9 protein-coding genes are annotated in these 17,254 nt (G+C 51.8%); 2 read left to right on the forward strand and 7 right to left on the reverse strand.

What is annotated here, in order from left to right; genetic code table 11:
- Nucleotides 1–31 precede the first annotated feature (31 nt).
- The 3 genes from IPL32_16965 to IPL32_16975 are packed head-to-tail and all read right to left on the reverse strand — an operon-like array spanning nt 32 to nt 5,082.
- Nucleotides 32–1,549 (reverse strand): carboxypeptidase regulatory-like domain-containing protein, encoded by a 1,518-nt coding sequence (locus IPL32_16965; GenBank protein MBK8467510.1) that lies wholly within the window; start codon nt 1,547–1,549, stop codon nt 32–34.
- Entirely contained in the window at nt 1,546–4,218 is a 2,673-nt protein-coding gene (locus IPL32_16970; protein MBK8467511.1) for a hypothetical protein, read from the reverse strand. Before IPL32_16970 ends, IPL32_16965 begins: the two co-directional genes overlap by 4 nt.
- 27 nt (nt 4,219–4,245) lie before the next feature.
- Nucleotides 4,246–5,082, reverse strand: coding sequence for a nuclear transport factor 2 family protein (locus tag IPL32_16975; GenBank protein ID MBK8467512.1), 837 nt, complete (start codon nt 5,080–5,082; stop codon nt 4,246–4,248).
- 477 nt (nt 5,083–5,559) lie between these two features.
- On the opposite strand from IPL32_16975, the gene IPL32_16980 reads away from it, so the two are divergent.
- Nucleotides 5,560–8,157: a winged helix-turn-helix domain-containing protein gene (locus tag IPL32_16980; protein ID MBK8467513.1), complete on the forward strand. Its 2,598-nt coding sequence runs from the start codon at nt 5,560–5,562 to the stop codon at nt 8,155–8,157.
- 364 nt (nt 8,158–8,521) lie between these two features.
- Here the strand turns inward: IPL32_16980 and IPL32_16985 are convergent, their stop codons facing one another.
- From IPL32_16985 to IPL32_17000, 4 genes are all read right to left on the reverse strand, one after another.
- Entirely contained in the window at nt 8,522–10,045 is a 1,524-nt protein-coding gene (locus tag IPL32_16985; protein MBK8467514.1) for a PD40 domain-containing protein, read from the reverse strand.
- A complete protein-coding gene (locus IPL32_16990) occupies nt 10,024–10,485 on the reverse strand; it encodes a hypothetical protein (GenBank protein ID MBK8467515.1) in 462 nt (153 codons plus the stop codon). The genes IPL32_16985 and IPL32_16990 overlap by 22 nt, the downstream gene beginning before the upstream one ends.
- Nucleotides 10,486–10,634: 149 nt before the next feature.
- Nucleotides 10,635–13,100, reverse strand: coding sequence for a serine/threonine protein kinase (locus tag IPL32_16995; protein MBK8467516.1), 2,466 nt, complete (start codon nt 13,098–13,100; stop codon nt 10,635–10,637).
- Nucleotides 13,097–13,675: a sigma-70 family RNA polymerase sigma factor gene (locus IPL32_17000; protein MBK8467517.1), complete on the reverse strand. Its 579-nt coding sequence runs from the start codon at nt 13,673–13,675 to the stop codon at nt 13,097–13,099. Before IPL32_17000 ends, IPL32_16995 begins: the two co-directional genes overlap by 4 nt.
- Nucleotides 13,676–13,800: 125 nt before the next feature.
- Between IPL32_17000 and IPL32_17005 the strand changes: the two genes are divergently transcribed.
- Nucleotides 13,801–16,962, forward strand: a complete 3,162-nt coding sequence (locus tag IPL32_17005) for a VCBS repeat-containing protein (protein ID MBK8467518.1) — start codon at nt 13,801–13,803, stop codon at nt 16,960–16,962.
- Nucleotides 16,963–17,254 lie beyond the last annotated feature (292 nt).

Raw genomic sequence — 17,254 nt, forward strand, 5'->3', positions numbered from 1 at the left:
GCTCCGCAGGTTATACCCTATCGCATTCGTTTTACGGCTCAGCGATCATATCCACACTCGCCAGTTGGCCGGTAACGCTCACCGTCAACGGCGTGAACGTCAGGTGCGACTGGACACTGATAGTATAGGTCTGACCAACCTGTAGGCCGCCGAACCGGTAAACGCCGAAGCCGTTTGAAACAACTGAGCGGCTTTGGACGGCTGTGTCGGTCAACGTGACGCGAGCATTTGGAATGCGTTGTCCCATTGTTGTCAGCAGGCGTCCGCTGATCTCGGCCTGGTTTGGTGCCGCTGCTAAAAGCTCGACCTGTCCGTCAGAGGCAAGCGTTCCAGGATCGCCTTCGTTGAACATGACACGTTCCCACGTAAGCGGTGATACCGAACCAGGTGCTCCGACTGCGGTGAATCTGAGGTTCAGAAGAACGCCGTTGCCGTCTATCCGCAGCGGGCCATAGACTACGATTCTCAGAAGCCCCGGTTCGCTGGGGTTGGCCACGGCAGAAAGCTTGCTGCTGACGCTTCCTGCGAGATCGACCGGATCTGCCTGTGGCTGTATCACCGTTGGATCATATCTGAGATCGAACTCATAAGAGATAATTCCCTTATTCGCCGCTCCCTGTATGGCGACCGGTATAACAACATCGTTGTCAGCCGGCGTTAAGAGACGCGGCAGATTGACCGCCGTGCTTCTTTCCGGCCCGTTGCCGCCAGCAGTCGGACGGGCACCGGTATTTGCACAGTTCCCTGAAACCTCACCCATCAGCAGAGCCGAGTAATCCTCGCCCGCGATGCTGGCAGCAACCGATGGATAATCCCTGCTTGCCGGGGCGAATTTCCAGGCTCCTGTTAATCCAATTCCCGGAGCCGCATACGGCGGTCCTGCGGCGAATTTTGCAACCATTCCCGCATCGAATGACGTGATTGCTCCATTGTTGCTGACATCGGCCACAAGCAATTGGGATCCAGTCAACTGTGGCAGTGGCGGCCCGGCGGCATGTTGCGCGATCCGTGCCGCGTCGAAAGATCCGATGGAACCGTTCACACCACCCGTCTTAGTAGGCATAACGGTGTAAGCATCCGCCCCAAATCCGCTCAGCAAATATTGTCCCTCAGTCGCCCCGATCCCACCGGTGAAAATAGAAACCGGAACCGAACCAGCACCGCTTATCTGGACGTTAGAAACAAAACGCGTGGCCGCTGGAATAGCGTTACCATATGTCACTGTTCCGGTAATAGCACCACCCGCCGGCGTTGCAGTCGGCGTTGCAGTTGGAGTGCTCGTCGATGTTGCCGTTGGCGTACTGGTCGGTGTCACCCCAGAGATTGCCCCGAACCCTGAAGCCAAACTAAAACTGCCGCCGGTCGAGTTTTCCCCAGCAACGCACTGCCCGATCGTGCCGTCGAGCATAAAAATGCCGCCGGATGTCGATCCACCTCCACCCGCGATCACGGACTTTTGAATGACAAACATACCACCCGATTGGGCAATGACACCCGCCATAGCGGTGAGGCATATTGTGACCAAAACTATAAGTCTTGTGATCTTCATTGATTTTGTTCCTTATTGACGGGCCGCGTTCTCGGGAGCTTTGCTGGTTCCTGCGTATCGAGCGATCTACCGCGCTCTTTCTCGGTTTTGTCCTGTTCGACCGGGACGCGGTTCTTTTCTGCGGCCGCATCTTTGCGGATGCCGGTCACCTGCCAAGAAACTTCCACGTTTGGCTTATCGGTTTTGATCTTAAATTGATTGCCTCGGATCTTTTGAAGGATAATCGCCTGGGCAAACTGTCCGATGACGGTTAGTTGGTAACGAAAATCTCTGTTCAAAGCTTCGACATAAGCGGGCGTTGTTACGACCGCTTCGCCGTTGGAATCGGTCGCCGCGTTGCCGCTGTAAACACTCATCAGTTCAGGTGACTGGATCGAGGCAAGAGTGAGAGTCTTATTCAGCGGATCAAGGGGATGATCGATGGTATTAATATTTGCACCACTACGGCCGGAAGCCCCGCCTTCCTCAAAGATCTGTCCGGTGACATACAAACTGCCCGTAACCCGAACAAAAGAACCAGGTCCGCCGAGAACGATCTGGTCATTCTCACTGGCAATGGCGAATGGACCAATAGCGACGCTACGAACGTCGCCTCTAGCAATCGCTCCGTATCCGATAGCAACGTTATGATGGGCCGCTATGTAGTTCGAGTAGGCACCTGCGTCAAAACCGATGACGACATTTCCGTCCCCATTAGAACGTGCATCTGCGCCGATTAGTACGTTTTCACTAATCGCCGGCCCGCTCCCCAAATAAAAACCGGCTCCGCCTCCAATTGCGACATTGCTGTTTCCTGCCGGGGTGGTATTAATACCGGCGTAATTACCCACAAAAGTATTGTCGCTTCCGGTAACATTTCCTCTGCCCGCCGTACGTCCGACAAAAGTATTTCCTGCGCCTGTAGTGTTTGTATCTCCCACATTTTGTCCAAAGAAGGAATTTTCTGATCCGGTCGTATTGTCAATTCCGGCATTCATCCCGAAGAAAGAATTGTACTCGGCGGTATTAACGTATCCAGCGTAGGCGCCAAAAAAGGAGTTGTTATTGCCTGACGTATTGCCTTGTCCTGCAAATCTGCCAAAAAAAGAATTCAAATTTCCGACGGTATTCGAATTGCCGGCATCGTTACCAAAAAACGAGTTATTGCTTCCCGTAGAATTGGCAGTTCCGGCTGCACGTCCGAAAAAGGAATTGCTGCCACCGGTGGTATTGGCAAATCCGGCGTTTACGCCGAAAAAGGAATTTGAGGTGCCGGTCGTATTTCCTGTTCCCGAGCTTTTTCCAAAAAACGAATTTGAACCTCCGGTCGTGTTTGAATCACCGGCATTTGCCCCGAAGAACGAATTGCTCGCTCCCGTAGTATTAAATTGACCAGCGACGTAACCAAAAAAAGAGTTGCTGTTTGCCGTGTTCGATGCTCCAGCACTTCGTCCGAAGAAGGAATTCGAATTGCCGGTCAAATTCGCAGTTCCGGTATTTGCGCCGAAATATGAGTTGCCGATGCCGGTGGTGTTCGAATCGCCGGAATTAACTCCGAAAAAGGCATTTAGCTGACCTGTGGTGTTTGCTTGTCCGGCGCTCGATCCAAAGAAGGAATTATCCACGCCTGTCGAATTAGATTGACCAGACGCGTAGCCGAAAAATGAGTTATTTGCTGCTGTTGTATTTGCAACACCGGCATTTGCTCCGTAAAAGGTATTTTGATCTCCGGTCGAGTTCAACACGCCCGCGTTGAGGCCGAAGAACGCGTTACGGGCTCCGGTAGTATTATTGGCTCCGGCGCTGCGTCCAAAGAATGAATTGCTAAATCCGGTTGTGTTGCTGTCGCCGGAATTTGCTCCAAAAAATGAATTACTGGAACCGGTCGTGTTCGAACTTCCGGCCAATCTTCCAAAGAATGCGTTACTGCTGCCCGTCGTGTTGGCATTGCCGCTGAACGAACCGAAAAATGCATTGTTGCTGCCGCTGGAATTTGCCGCACCCGCCGAACTTCCGACAAAGGCGTTGTTCGAACCCGTGTTGGACGTGCCAGCATTTGCCCCGATAAATGTATTTAACACACCCGCAATGCTAAAGACCGGTGTCGAGTTTATGTTGAATCCACTTGAGGCACTAAGAGTTCCTGCGGTGAGAGTGCCGCCGACTGTTCCGTCGCCCGAGACATTAAAATTACTGCTGGCCTGCTGCGAGGTTGAATTTCGAATAAATGTGGTACCGCCATTAGTCGTGGTCAGGTACTGATTTGCTGCGACGCCCCCAAGCTGTGTTGCATTGGTCGCCGTGTCGGAGTTTAAGCTCTTTTGTGCATAAGGCTCACCGCTGATCTTTTGCCGCGGAGCAAGCGTTGTATATGTCAGCCCTACGGCATTTTTTACACGTATTTCCAGATACCGGTCTGCTCCCGGAAATGCCCCAATGAGAGGCGAAGAGAAATCCAGTTTAACGGTAAAGGACCCATTCGAAACCACGACATTTGGCAGGGTAACGATAGTCGGATGCTGGGTGCCTGCGGTTAAAGCATCCCAGAGCCGAAACTGAAAATCATAGTTACCGTTCGCGGGACTAGCTCCGTCTCTCAGGCTGCCTTGATATGTGAATTCAGTTGTTTGCGCGCGCGCCGCAAATACAGCGAGCAGAATGATCATCGTAATGTTTGCCAGGTGTTTCATAAATTCTCCTTATGGGATGCGTCCGAATTACTTTTTGACGAGGGAAACATGATCTGCGATAACCTGCCAGCGAAGTTCTCGCCAGATCCAGGTCGTTGTATAGCGGGCGGTTTCGTCAAAGGCCGTGCCTTTGTTGGTCCCGGTGACGTGATACATGCCCGTTTCTACTGCCGCGGTGTTGCCCACGATTCGAACCTTTTTATCCGAAGTCTCAGTAGTGATGATTACCGTGTCGGTCGTGGACACGCGTGCAATGTCATCAGCTCTCGAGACGATTTTGCCGTTCTCATCCGTAAAGAAATAATCTTTATACAGCAGTCTTTCGTAAGCGGCTTTGTCACGGCTCTTAATTGCGGCGTCATAGCTCTCACTTGCTTTGATCACTGCTTGTTCCATCAGCTTGCGGTCGTGCTGAGCCTCTGAAAAATGTTCCGCTACAAGCATCCATTTGCCGCCACGTTTTTCGTATATGCCCGTGTAGCGTCCTTTGTCCGTGTGTGGTTCGGGTTTCGCGTCGTTGACCGGCAGAGCAACGGCAGTCCAGTTTGAAGTAATGTAAGCGACTGAGCCGATCACCTTGACCTTGATGCCGTCGCTGCTTTCGGAAACGGTCTTATAGGTCGGTTTAGCGATCTCTTTTCGCATATCGTCTAAGACTCCCTTGCGATCCATCGCAACCCCGTCCGGAAAAGCGCCGACATAATCATCTGCAAGCGCCGCCTCAAATGGAGCGATCTCATTATTCTTGTAAGCCTGTTCGAGGCCAGTGTGGATCTTTAGGATCTCTTTCTCGTCATTCGACTGAGCGGGGGCGGCAAATGCCAGCATGGCAATCGCGAAAATTGTAATTACTAGTTGTTTCATTCTGATTCTCCTTTTTTAGTTTGTTCTACTAAGGTCTCGGTATCGATTTGCGGGCTTAATTGGCCGTCTGTACAGGCTTCGCTTACAGAATGGGAATTGCCAGACTTTATGGACAAAACTTTTTCTCCGTTCGTCGGAGCTGAACTCTGGCCGCAGTGGCTACAAACGATATCGGGTGTTTTTCGTCGGCTCAACCTGATCCGAGTTAAACTGACCGTCTCGATCGTGATCTCGGTTCTAATTCGTTTGTGTTCGTCCATATGGTTGGCCAACTGATTTTAATTGTTCGCTCATCCGGCATTTGTTATTATTTGGTCATCGAATGACGATCGGTGCCGGTGCTTTTTTCGTGTACATTTGCGAGTTTGCGGCAGGTGTATCCTAAATGTCCTTAATTGTCCGGCTAAATTTTCCTAAAAATATCTTAACGGCATGGAAACCCTGACAGCGGCAATATACAGTTTTGGAGATTTCGAGATGGATTGTGCCCGCCGTTCACTGAAGCGCAATGGCGAACCGCTAACGTTAACCTCGAAAACCTTCGACCTTTTACAGCAGCTTGTCGAGAATCACGGCAGCGTCCTTTCGAAGGACGAACTGCTTGACCGCGTCTGGCCCGGACAGTTTGTCGAGGAAAATAACCTGAGCGTCCAGATCTCGGCACTGAGGAGAGTATTTGGCGACAAAAACGGTGCGTATCGTTTCATAACGACAGTTCCTGGCAAAGGCTATTCGTTTATCGAGACGGTCAAACGAAGCGGAAATGAGGGATCGACAGACGCGAATGCGGCGCCGCAGCGTGTATCGCCGGCCAATCTTTACGAGGGCGAGTCGGTCTTTGGGCGCTCCGAAGAGATCGCGGAGATCAAGAGTTTATTACAAAGCACCGACGATGGAGCGAGACTTATCATTCTGACCGGCGCCGGCGGCTGCGGAAAGACCAAACTGGCTCAGGCTGTTGCGGGCGAGTTGTCGGCAGATTTCCCCGATGGCGTTTGGTTCGTCGAACTTGCCGCAGTAAATAATGAGGAACTCCTCGCGTTGACCGTCGCAGTAGCCCTAGGCGTTGAAGAATCGAGCGAAACAACGCCGGTAGAATCCCTGAAGAATTTTTTGAGCGAACGGCGAATGTTGCTGATCCTCGATAACTTCGAGCAATTGATCTCTGCCGCGTCGTTTATCAAAGAGATCATTGCGTCTTCGCCGTCACTAAAAATCCTGGTTACAAGCCGCGTCGCACTTCGGTTAAGTAACGAGCGGGAGTTTGAGGTGCGGCCGCTTTCGGTGCCGCCGAAGGATATAGTTTTGTCAGCCGAACAGTTGAACGATTATGCGGCGGTCCGGCTGTTTGTCGCACGGGCAAAATCGTCGAAAAAAAACTTTGCCATGACTGAGGAAAACGCTTCCAGCGTAGCCGAGATATGCCGCCGGTTGGACGGCCTGCCTTTGGCGATCGAGCTGGCAGCTCCGCGCGTCAAGTTACTTTCCGTACAATCGATCCTTTCCCGATTGGAAAATTCGCTGCAGTTGCTTACCGGTGGGGCACACGATATGCCCGAACGCCAACGAACCATGCGCGGCACGATCGAATGGAGTTACGACCTGCTCGATGAAGCCGAGAAAATAATGTTCCGGCGTCTTGCGGTATTTGCAGGTGGTTTTACCGTCGAAGCGGCAGAAACCATTGCAGAAGAAGAAAACGCGAGAAAAAGGGAGCAATCGTCCCCGATCGACGTTCAATCTGTCTCGTCATCAACGGATCTCGGCATCGCTGCCTCGGCCCTTGACCTTCTTGGTTCGCTGCTCGACAACAATCTACTTGTTTCAAAAGAGCAGACGGATGGCAGTTCGCGCTTGCAAATGCTTGAGGTTGTACGTGAATTCGCGTTTGAAATGTTGGGTAAAACCGGCGAACTTGATGATTTACTGCGAATTCACGCACAGCTATTCCTTTCTTTAGCTGATGAAGCAGAACCGTTCCTTTATGGCGAAAAAGGTATCGAGTGGCTGGCGAGGTTGGAAAACGAACACGATAATTTTCGGGCCGCTCTTTCGTGGTGTTTGAAAAACGAACCGGAAACGGCTGCCCGGATCACTGCCTCTTTGAGCTTTTTCTGGTTTGGGCACAGTCATTTTAGCGAAGGACTCGGCTGGTGTAACGCGGCATTGCAGGTTACGGAAAATAATATTTCCGAAGCACGTGCCAAAATACTTCTACAGATCTCTATATTTCTAAGGCATCGGGGCGAATTTGAAGCGGCTCGAAAAATTACTGAAAAATGCCTGGCGGAGAGCCGGGAGTTGAACGATACAGTTCTAATCCAAAAGGCTGTCCACGGGCTTGGCTGTATTGCCGCCGTTCAGAAGGATTATTCATCGGCTGAATCCTATTATCTTGAAGCCCTCGCTCTAAGCCGGAATGCAAACGACGAACGACGGATCGCTTACACCCTCGGTTCGCTAGGCGACCTGGAAATGTGTAAGGGCAATCACTCCGCCGCCCGAGTATTTCTCGAGGAGTGCCGCGTGCTCTCGGAGAAACTTGGCGACAGACCTGTTCAGACGACTATTTACTACAATCTCGGTGCGATCGACTATTTCGAAGGCCTCTATCAAAAAGCGGCACTGAAATTTGCCCGGTCACTGCGTATCTGTAAGGAAATGGGCTTCAAATCAATGATGTCGTGTGCCCTAGACGGTTTTGCCGCGCTTGCCGCAGTTGGCGGAAACTTCGAGCTATCCGCCAGACTAGCGGGCGTCGTTGATAGTTTGCGTGAATCAATCAGCTACAACAATGAACCTGCTGAAGAAGCCTTCCGCGACGATTACCTGACAAAGGTCCACACCGCTCTCGACGAAAATGAGTTTGCGGCGCAGTATGAACTTGGTAAAACAATGAATTTGGACGAAGCCCTAGGACTTGTCGTCAAACGGCCTCGGTTAGAGGACGGACAAAGCCCGGACTATGGTCATCAGAACGGAGATTTTTATCTAACTGACGAACTAACCGAAGTCGTCATCCAAACGCGCCGCATTTCGCGGGTTATTATCGAGGAAGAAACCGCTTCGGCATAAGTGGACTGAGTTCCTTAATCTGGGGGAACCGCTCGGAGTTTTCACAGACCCAAACGCTCTACAACCTTTTAGGTTTCGTTCTTCCCTGGATCGAAAATGTCGCGTTTGCGGCTTAGGTATAATCCGAACAAAAGACTAGGTCGTCCCTATACTCTGACCCGCTAATATTGAAACGCAGTCTCTGTCGGCTTGTCGCCGGTTTTCAAATGACCCTCGGTGAGTGTTTATTTTATCAAGGCAAATTTCCCGAAGCCGAACTCTATTGAAAATTATCAAATACCCCTGACTTAACTAGTCATGACCCATTCTTTTTAATAAGGTCGAAGTTGCGGATCGTCTTTGGAGACTGATCGACAAATTATTTCTAATTAGGATTCTTGATGAGTACCGCATTGCGGACCGGATTCCCGTGGGCCAGATAAATGCGCGAGCCGTCGGGAGTGAAAGTAAAATTGTAGATATCGCCATGTGAGAAGTTAGTAAGAGCGTGTGCTTCACCGCCATTGATCGGCTGCAGCCACAGGTTGCCGACATCCGTTTGCAAAACCCGGTAAGCGAGATACTGGCCATCCGGCGTCCATCGAGCCCCGCTATTGAGCACAGGGATCCCCACAGCCTTAAAGGTCTTAAGCGTTTCTCCCTTTTCAAAAGAGATCACCCTGATCAGTTCCCCGTCAATACAGGAGATCATCGTCCCGTCGTAAGAAAAATGGGGTGTAAGACAAAATTCGTTTAATAGTGGAACGGGATCACCGCCTTCGGCCGGAATTTTCTGAAGACTGTATAGTGTTTTAACGCCGTCGAAGAAATGAGACTCATAGACTATCCAACGCCCGTCAGGTGAGACGGTCGAATCAACCTCAACGGTTTCTCCGAAAGTCAGCTGTCGGCGATCTGAACCATCAGGACCAACTCGGAAAAGATGGGCGTACCCGCCGACCTTTGCCGCGAAAACCAAAAAACGTCCATCGGGCGACGCACGCAGTTCTTCCATCGTCAGGTCGGCAGAGATCGCCTTGCTATCCCTGACGTCGCCGCCACTGGTCCGGAAAATTCCAAAACCATCTCCCGTTCTCGCTAAATAGAAGATATTGCCGTCCAACAAAGCCTCTACTCCGCCGCGACCATCAGATTGTCCAGTCGTGATCTGTTTTGCCTTTTGAGCATCCGCTCCCATGTCCAGGCTCCAGATCTGCGAGACGCGATTAATTGGCAGTGCAAGAATTTCGTTTGCTCTGGTAATACCCAGGGACCATGGCTCGTGGCGGTTGCCGCTGTTTGTCAAACGTCTAGCTCTGCCCGATGCGATCGGGAGGTAATAGACCTGATCGCGTCGCGTCGAAACAGCTTCCTGGAATTTCGTGCCGATAAAAACGAGGCCCGAGCCGTCAGTCATCCATGCGGTCCGATGGCAGCTATCCCATTTTTCATCCGAAAGCGGCTTAATGGCCTCGTCAGACAGATCAATTCCGATCATTGAGCAAACGGTTATCGATTTCTCGGTGCTCATCATGCCGACCGCGATCTGCTTTCCGTCAGGTGACCATGCGGGATTTGGTTCGATCTGCTCGGTACCGTCGCGGATTAACAGTGTTCGCTCTCGGGATCCGTCGCTCGCTGTGACTAAAAGCTGCGTTTGAGGGTTATCCCGATTTTGCCGTACGAAGGCTATTTCGCTTGCGTCCGGAGAAAATGAGACGGGGCCGCTTATACCGGTCAGGACCTTTGTCGGCACGCCGCCGAGAGCCCCGACGCGGTAGAGTGAATTCACCGCTTCACCCTCACGCGAAGCCAGGAAATAAACAGCGGCCGAATCCGGCGTAAACGTGATACAGATGATCCTTCCACCGGGGAGATCGACAGTTTCTATCCGACTCGATCCGCCCACTTCCTGAAGCCATATACGCGAATCGTTTCCGTACTCAACGTAGGCAAAATATTTCCCGTCCGGAGAGATCGTGCCTGATCGATAATTTCAGCATTCGTCAGAGGCGTGATAGTTAGCTCACTATTGTGAGCCTGATCCAAAGGGACCGCCGGTGATCTGAACCAGTTGAACGCCAGGAACGCAAGTAAGACCGCCACGGCCGATCCGGCGAGAGCAAACCTGCGAAAGATCTTGCGATCGGCAGTTGGAGCGGTTTCTTTTTGATCGACTAACTCAGGCTTTTCCTCTATCTCGATCCAATCGGCAACGGCGAGGACGTTACCGTGTCGCTCAACGCGCCGAGAGAGAGAATTGGAGACTTTTGGCCGTTCGTTCGTAGCTGCGGCGTCAACATTTCCGACTTTGGCAATTGGCGGTGAAAGGCCATTTCCATCTTTCAACGCGCGAACCGTGCCGTTGAAGCGATAACCGCGCCGCTTCGCCTTAAATATAAGGGTAACTGTACCTGGCGATCAACTTCAGTGCCGGCGGCTGCGAAGGTCCCAGGGGGATTCGAATCATAATTGAATCTTCTCATGGATTCCGTCATTCATCGGTGCTGAATTTCGTAAAGCTTATCAAGCGAAACTCTAGCGAGAACAGTGCGTGGATTTTGTTTTCCTTGTGACAATCGCAAACTCTCGTAGCTTGCCTTCAACAACGGTTCTGCCTCGGCAAAACGTTTTTGAATCATCAGATTTTCGCCCAACGCTCTGTCCGCTAACGCGACCCAAAAATGTTCATTTGGCAACGATTCGGTTCGAAGTTGGACTGCTTCTCGCAAGATTTTCTCCCCTTCCTGGAGCTGTCCGGTTTTGGTGAGTATCAAACCCTTTACTATTAGCGTAGTCGGGTAATTGTCGTAGTGTTTGCCAAAACTTTCGTTATAAATCTTTAAGGCCTCCTCAGCTTTATCCATTGCCTCTGTATATTTCCCCTGTTCATACAAAGAAATTGACTGGTTCCGAAGATTATCGCCCAGCCATAAGGTGGACGGAGAAAGAAGTCCTCGAAAAATCGTTTCGGCGTCCTTTAAATCTTTGTCAGCTTCATCGTAGTCACCTTTATCGGTGAGAAAACCGCCCAACACGGTTAAGGAGAATCCATAATTCGGCGAATCCGTTTCGCTTCGTTGGCGATACTCGTCGACCGCATCACGAGCCGTACCTAGAGCCTCGTCAAATCGGCCCTGATCGGCGATTGTCGACGCCAATGTGCTTCGCGCCGTCGCAACTGCACTACGACCTCGTTCCGAGAGCTGCGGGGTCAAATCCAAAATTTTACGAAACAGCGTCTCTGCTTCGCGGGATTTGCCATTGGTCCGACACACAGCGGCGAAACCATTGATGTTTCCGGCTACACTATCGGCGGTGATATTGCCTTTTTGGCTCTCATTTTGGAGCAACGGCAAGTATTGACGAAAGGTCTCTTCCGCTTTATCGGTTTCGCCCCGGTAAAAAAGTAAACTTGCCCACATAAGCGACGCCTCGATCACTTTCGGATCATTTTCCCCGTAAAGATTTTTGACCAGAGTAATGTGTTGTTCAAGATGTTCATACGCTGGCTGATATTTGCCCTGCCCGAAATAGATCGAGGCAACCGTGGATTCGAGTTCGGCTTTGATTTCGGGCGAGGAGTCAAATTGTCCGTTCTCGAGTTTTCGCGCCGCTTCGTCCAAAACTTCATTAACGGTTGTTTCGTGACCAATTTTCCGAACGGAATTTAAGAATGGATTCGAGTATTTCAGCGTTTCATTAAGAAAGGCACTGACGCTTTGCGCCTTTTCCTTTTCACGTTGAGCGATCTGAACTTGCCACAGACTGACAACAATTCCGCCTATTAGACTCAACAAAATCAAACTCGCCGCCAGCACCGCAACTTTATGTCGGTTGATATACTTACCCGCCCTATAACGGACCGTGTTCGGACGAGCCGAAACAGGCAACCCTTTCAGATATTTTTCGATGTCGCCTACCAACTGTTCGACCGACTCGTATCGTCTCTCGGGTTCGTGGCGAAGTGCCATGAGTGCAATATTGTCGAGGTCGCCTTTCAACTGTGGATCGGGACCCGATGATGGCGAGTTTGCCGATGGAAGTGGAGGCTCAATGGCGGTGACTGTTTTTATGATCTCATCGAGGCTTTTACCATCAAAGTTGAACGGACGGCTGCCGGTAAGCAGTTCGTAAAACACAACCCCCAGACTATAGACATCACTTGCGGTATTAATCGCGTCCCCCCGCAACTGCTCGGGGCTGGCGTAGGCGGGCGTTAGAGCACGGAACGCGGTCTGCGTCTCGGCGGTATCGCCCGATAGATCATCACGGGTAAGTTTTGCCAGGCCAAAGTCGAGTAATTTTGGTTCACCCGCGGCTGTGACTAGTATATTGCCGGGTTTGATATCGCGGTGAACCACCAAATTGCGGTGAGCGTAAGCGACGGCGGAACAGACCTTCACAAAGAGTCTTACCCGCTCAGACACAGAAAGATTGTTATTCCTTACAAAATCCGAAATTGGCTCGCCGTCGATGTATTCCATAGCGAGGAACGGCTCACCGGTCTGAGAGACGCCACCGTCGAGAAGGAGCGCGATGTTCGCATGATTTAGCGATGCAAGTATTTGGCGTTCGCGCCGGAAACTCTCGATCATGCGGCTTCCCACAATCGATTGTCGGATAATTTTGAGTGCCACCAGGCGATCAAACTCGCCATCATTACGGCGGGCTAGAAACACCGTGCCCATACCGCCTTCGCCGATCTCGCGTATGACATCGTAATTGCCGAATGCCTTTCCGGCACACCCATTGCTATCCGAGTCCAAGAGGGCCGCCGCGTGAGGACCAAACGGCAGCTCAAGAAAACTTGCTGCGTCGCCTTCAAAGGCCAGGAGCGATTCGATCTCGCTTTTCAGGTCGTCGTCCCCCGCACAAAACTTATCGAGCCATGCGGAACGCAAAACGGTTCCAATTTCGATAACCGCTGCAATGCCCTCATCAACTTTTTGCCAATCTGTCATTTTGGCCCGATCCCCTGCGAGAGCTCGCGAAATAACCAAAGCTTTGCAAATTGCCAATCGCGGCGGACGGTTTTTTCGTTGATGCCAAGAATCTCGGCGATCTCCGCTTCATTGAGGCCCCCGAAGAAACGCATATCGACGACGCGGCATTTACGTTCGTCGACCTGTTCCAGCTTTTGCAGGGCATCGTTCAATTCGAGCAAGTCGCCAGCGGATTGGTCGGGAATGATGTCTATATTCTCAATGGAATATCTGTGGGCGGCTCCTCCACGCTTCTCAGCATTATGGTGCCGAGCGTAATCTACTAGTATACGGCGCATTATCCGCGACGCCATACCGTAGAAATGGGCCCGACTTTCAACCGCCAACGCGCTTTCGCCGGCCAATTTCATATACGCTTCGTGAACCAAAGCCGTCGGCTGCAAGGTATGGTCGGGTCGCTCACGCCGCAAATATTTTTTCGCCTGCCGCCGCAACTCGTCATACACCAACGGAAAAAGGTGCTCGATCGCTTCCGCGTCGCCCCCACGCCATGACTGCAATATTTCTGTAATTTCGTGGTGACCGTTCGACATATGTATTTACGCGATTGTAACTGAAAAAAGTCAAATAAAAAATATTTTGCGTATCAATGTCCGTTTTGCCACCGACGTTCCGCAAATATAGCTAAGAAAGATTTTTTTTTAGGAGAACTGAGATCGTGAAACAATCCGAAATGTCATTTATTAAATTTGATCGTAAAGCAATTTTACTGCTTGGTGTAGTAGTGAGTTTAGGTTTTTTTGGTATCGTCGCATCGCACAGTTCGGCGACCGGCTCTTCTTTCGCAACCTGGGTTGATTACGCGACCGGCCAGGCTCCCTTCTCGGTGGTAGTCGCAGATTTTAATGGCGACGGCCAGCTCGATCTTGCGGTTGCAAATCACGACGGCAACACCGTCAGTATTCTGCTTGGCATAGGCCACGGGACATTCGTTCCTAATGTTGACTACCCGACCGGCACGGGCCCTTTTTCAGTGGCCCTCGGAGATTTTAATGGCGACGGCAATCTCGATCTTGCGGTTGCAAATCAAACCAGCAACAACGTCAGCATTCTGCTTGGCACAGGCACAGGCACATTTACCCCTAAGGTTGATTACCCGGCCGGCGCAAATTCAGTGTCAGTTGCAGTCGGAGACTTTAATGGCGACGGCAAGTCTGATCTTGCGGTTGCGAATTATAACAGCGATAATGTGAGCATCCTGCTTGGCACAGGCACGGGCACATTTGCCCCTAAGGTTGATTACGCGACCGGTCATACGCCGCTTTCAGTGACCGTCGGAGATTTTAATGGCGACGGGAAGCCTGACCTTGTGGTCACTGCTTATTATAGTGTGAGCGTCCTGCTTGGAGCAGACGGCGGAACATTTTCCCCTAAGATCGATTACAACTTTCCGCCGGGGTACGACATAGAATATTTGGCGGTCCGAGATCTTAATGGTGACGGCAAGCTCGATCTTGCCGTGGCTACCGGTCAAACTGTGGCCATCCTGCTGGGCACCGGCGGCGGCACATTTACCGGCGAGGTTGACTACCCGACCGCAGGCGCCACTGGAGTGGCAATCGGTGACTTTGATGGCGACGGTAATCCGGATCTCGCGATCGGGTCTCGCAGCGACCCTAATGTTAGCGTCTTGCCGGGCAACGGCGACGGAACATTTGGTGCCTTCGTTTTTTACCGGGTTAACTTTAATCCCCGTTCGATTGCCGTCGGAGACTTTAATGACGACGGTAAGCCGGATCTCGTGTCTACGGCCCAATTCACCAACACTGTAAGCGTCCTGCTTAATACAGCGATCTTCCCCTCGCCGACGCCGGCTACTTACTGCGGCGAGATCACCGGCCGCATTTCAGACTCGGGCGGCTCTCTGTCACAGGCGCTGGTGCAGGCGTGCGACTCGAATAATCTATGTGCGTTCAATTCGTCGACCGATGCGGCGGGCAACTATCGCATCCTCGGCCTGCCGCCGAATACCTCGTTCGACCTGACGGTCAATCCACCTTCATATTCGACCGATCTGCCCGCCCAACTGTCGGGACGCAGCGTGCAAAGCTGTGACACCCCGCTGGTTGGCCAAAATGCAGTGCTGGTAACGCCCGGACCTCCGCCGCCGGGCACCGATATTCAGCCAAGCTATGGCGAAATACCCGTTGTTTACCAGGGCAGCCCGCTTTTGCTTTCGACGACTCAGGCATCAGGCGGAAGCGCGTCCTATACGATAGGACGCGGAGGCTCGATCTTTTCTAGTGGTCCAATGCCCGAATCGCCTAACGGATTTTACTCGCACATTGTGCCGCCGCTTGCTCCGGCGCACGGACCGGCAGCCGTGACCATCACCATCATATATTTGGATAACACAGTTATACATGTGACATTCGATATCTACATCGATCCGAGCGGCGTTGTGCAGAACACGATGGGCCAGCCTATCCAGGGGGCGACCGTTACTCTTTACCGTTCCGATATCCAGATAGGAGCGTATGCGCAGGTGGCCGACGGCAATGCCGTAATGTCACCAGCAAACCGGCACAATCCCGACATGACGAACGCGGACGGCAAATTCGGCTGGGATGTGCTCGCCGGCTATTACAAAGTACGGGCCCAGAAAAGTGGCTGCAACGCACCAGGCAATCCATCGCAGCCATTTGTCGAGACCGCAGCACTACCAATTCCGCCGCCGGTCACCGATCTCGTGCTAACGCTTGAATGCGCGGTCGCCGCCAGTCCTACACCGACCGCGACATCAACACCTCAACCAGCGATCAACGGTACCGTTACATACGGCAACGCGATCGGCAATCCGAACCCCCGTTTTGTTTCAAATGTGTTTATAAGTGGCTCGGGCTCCTCTGCGGTTTCCACTACGACGACACCTCCGGGAGTTGGTGCCGGAACTTATCTTCTCAGCGGATTTGGAGCGGGTGCTTACACTGTGACACCGACCAAGTCGACGGGCCAAAACAGCATAACCTCTTTCGATGCCGCTAAGATCGCGGAGCATGTCGCCGGGACCAGTCTTTTGACCGGTAACCAGTTGGTAGTGGCCGATGTCACCGGCAATGGCCAGATACAATCGTTCGATGCGGCCCGGATTGCTCAATACGTCGCTGGAAACTCACAAACGTCGCAGACTGGAACCTGGAAATTTTTTACGATTCCCAATGTTCCGTTCCCGGCAGGAACAACTCCCATGAGCAGGACATACCCTTCCGTGACAAGCAATCTCACGGGTGAAGACTACACGGGTCTTTTGATGGGCGAAGTTTCCGGCAATTGGAATAATACCGGAGCCAGACTGCTTGGCCGTAAGTCGGCTCCTGTTGGGAGCCAGCGGGCAGCGAGGACCATTGATATAACCGCTCCGCAATTTATATCACGGACCGATAACGAGGTTGTTATTCCCATCTTTGTGCGAGGAATCGCGGATAAGAGCGTTATATCTTATGAATTCGACCTTAGGTATGATCCGGAGGTGATACAGCCCCTTGCTAATCCATTAGATGTAGCGGAAACAGTGAGCCGTGGGCTATCTGCTGTTACAAATGCTGCAGAACCAGGACGTCTGAGAGTCGTAATGTACGGCGGCTATCCGATAGACGGTAATGGCCTGCTTCTGAACCTCAGATTTACGGCAGTCGGAGCAGCCGGCTCGGTCTCACCGCTGATTTGGGATCGGATAATGTTCAACGAAGGCGATCCAGACACAGTGGCAATCGATGGTCAGGTTGAACTCTCCGCATCGGCACCACCATTCCGCAGATTAGCAAAGGGCGGCTCACCACCATGGGATCGGGTGGATAAAAGGCTCGTGCACGTTAATTGACTCCATCGAGCAAGCATCCCAATTTTTCAGTCGGTCGGGCATTTACGGGTTCGGCGCCTTTAGGTTGGCAACCATACGCGGACATCTTTGGTTCAGCCGGCCAGAAGTAAGCCCAACGGCCTTCAGCGGTATTGCCCCTATGGCAAATGTAGTTATGATCATTCATGGAACCTCTCTGTGACATCAACTGAAAGGTAGCAAATTCTTAGCCTATCCTTTTTGTCCTTTAGTGAGTGCAACTCGAAATGTCAATAAACTATAGCTTTTTTAACATTCTGGTTCGCATTTCATT

It is taken from the genome of Chloracidobacterium sp. (assembly GCA_016711345.1).
Lineage (GTDB): Bacteria > Acidobacteriota > Blastocatellia > Pyrinomonadales > Pyrinomonadaceae > OLB17.

Excerpts from the sequence above, each read along its gene's own strand:
- IPL32_16995 (MBK8467516.1), bottom strand. The coding sequence starts at position 13,100 with ATGACAGATTGGCAAAAAGTTGATGAGGGCATTGCAGCGGTTATCGAA.
- IPL32_16970 (MBK8467511.1), bottom strand. The coding sequence starts at position 4,218 with ATGAAACACCTGGCAAACATTACGATGATCATTCTGCTCGCTGTATTT.
- IPL32_16975 (MBK8467512.1), bottom strand. The coding sequence starts at position 5,082 with ATGAAACAACTAGTAATTACAATTTTCGCGATTGCCATGCTGGCATTT.
- IPL32_16980 (MBK8467513.1), top strand. The coding sequence starts at position 5,560 with ATGGATTGTGCCCGCCGTTCACTGAAGCGCAATGGCGAACCGCTAACG.
- IPL32_17000 (MBK8467517.1), bottom strand. The coding sequence starts at position 13,675 with ATGTCGAACGGTCACCACGAAATTACAGAAATATTGCAGTCATGGCGT.
- IPL32_16965 (MBK8467510.1), bottom strand. The coding sequence starts at position 1,549 with ATGAAGATCACAAGACTTATAGTTTTGGTCACAATATGCCTCACCGCT.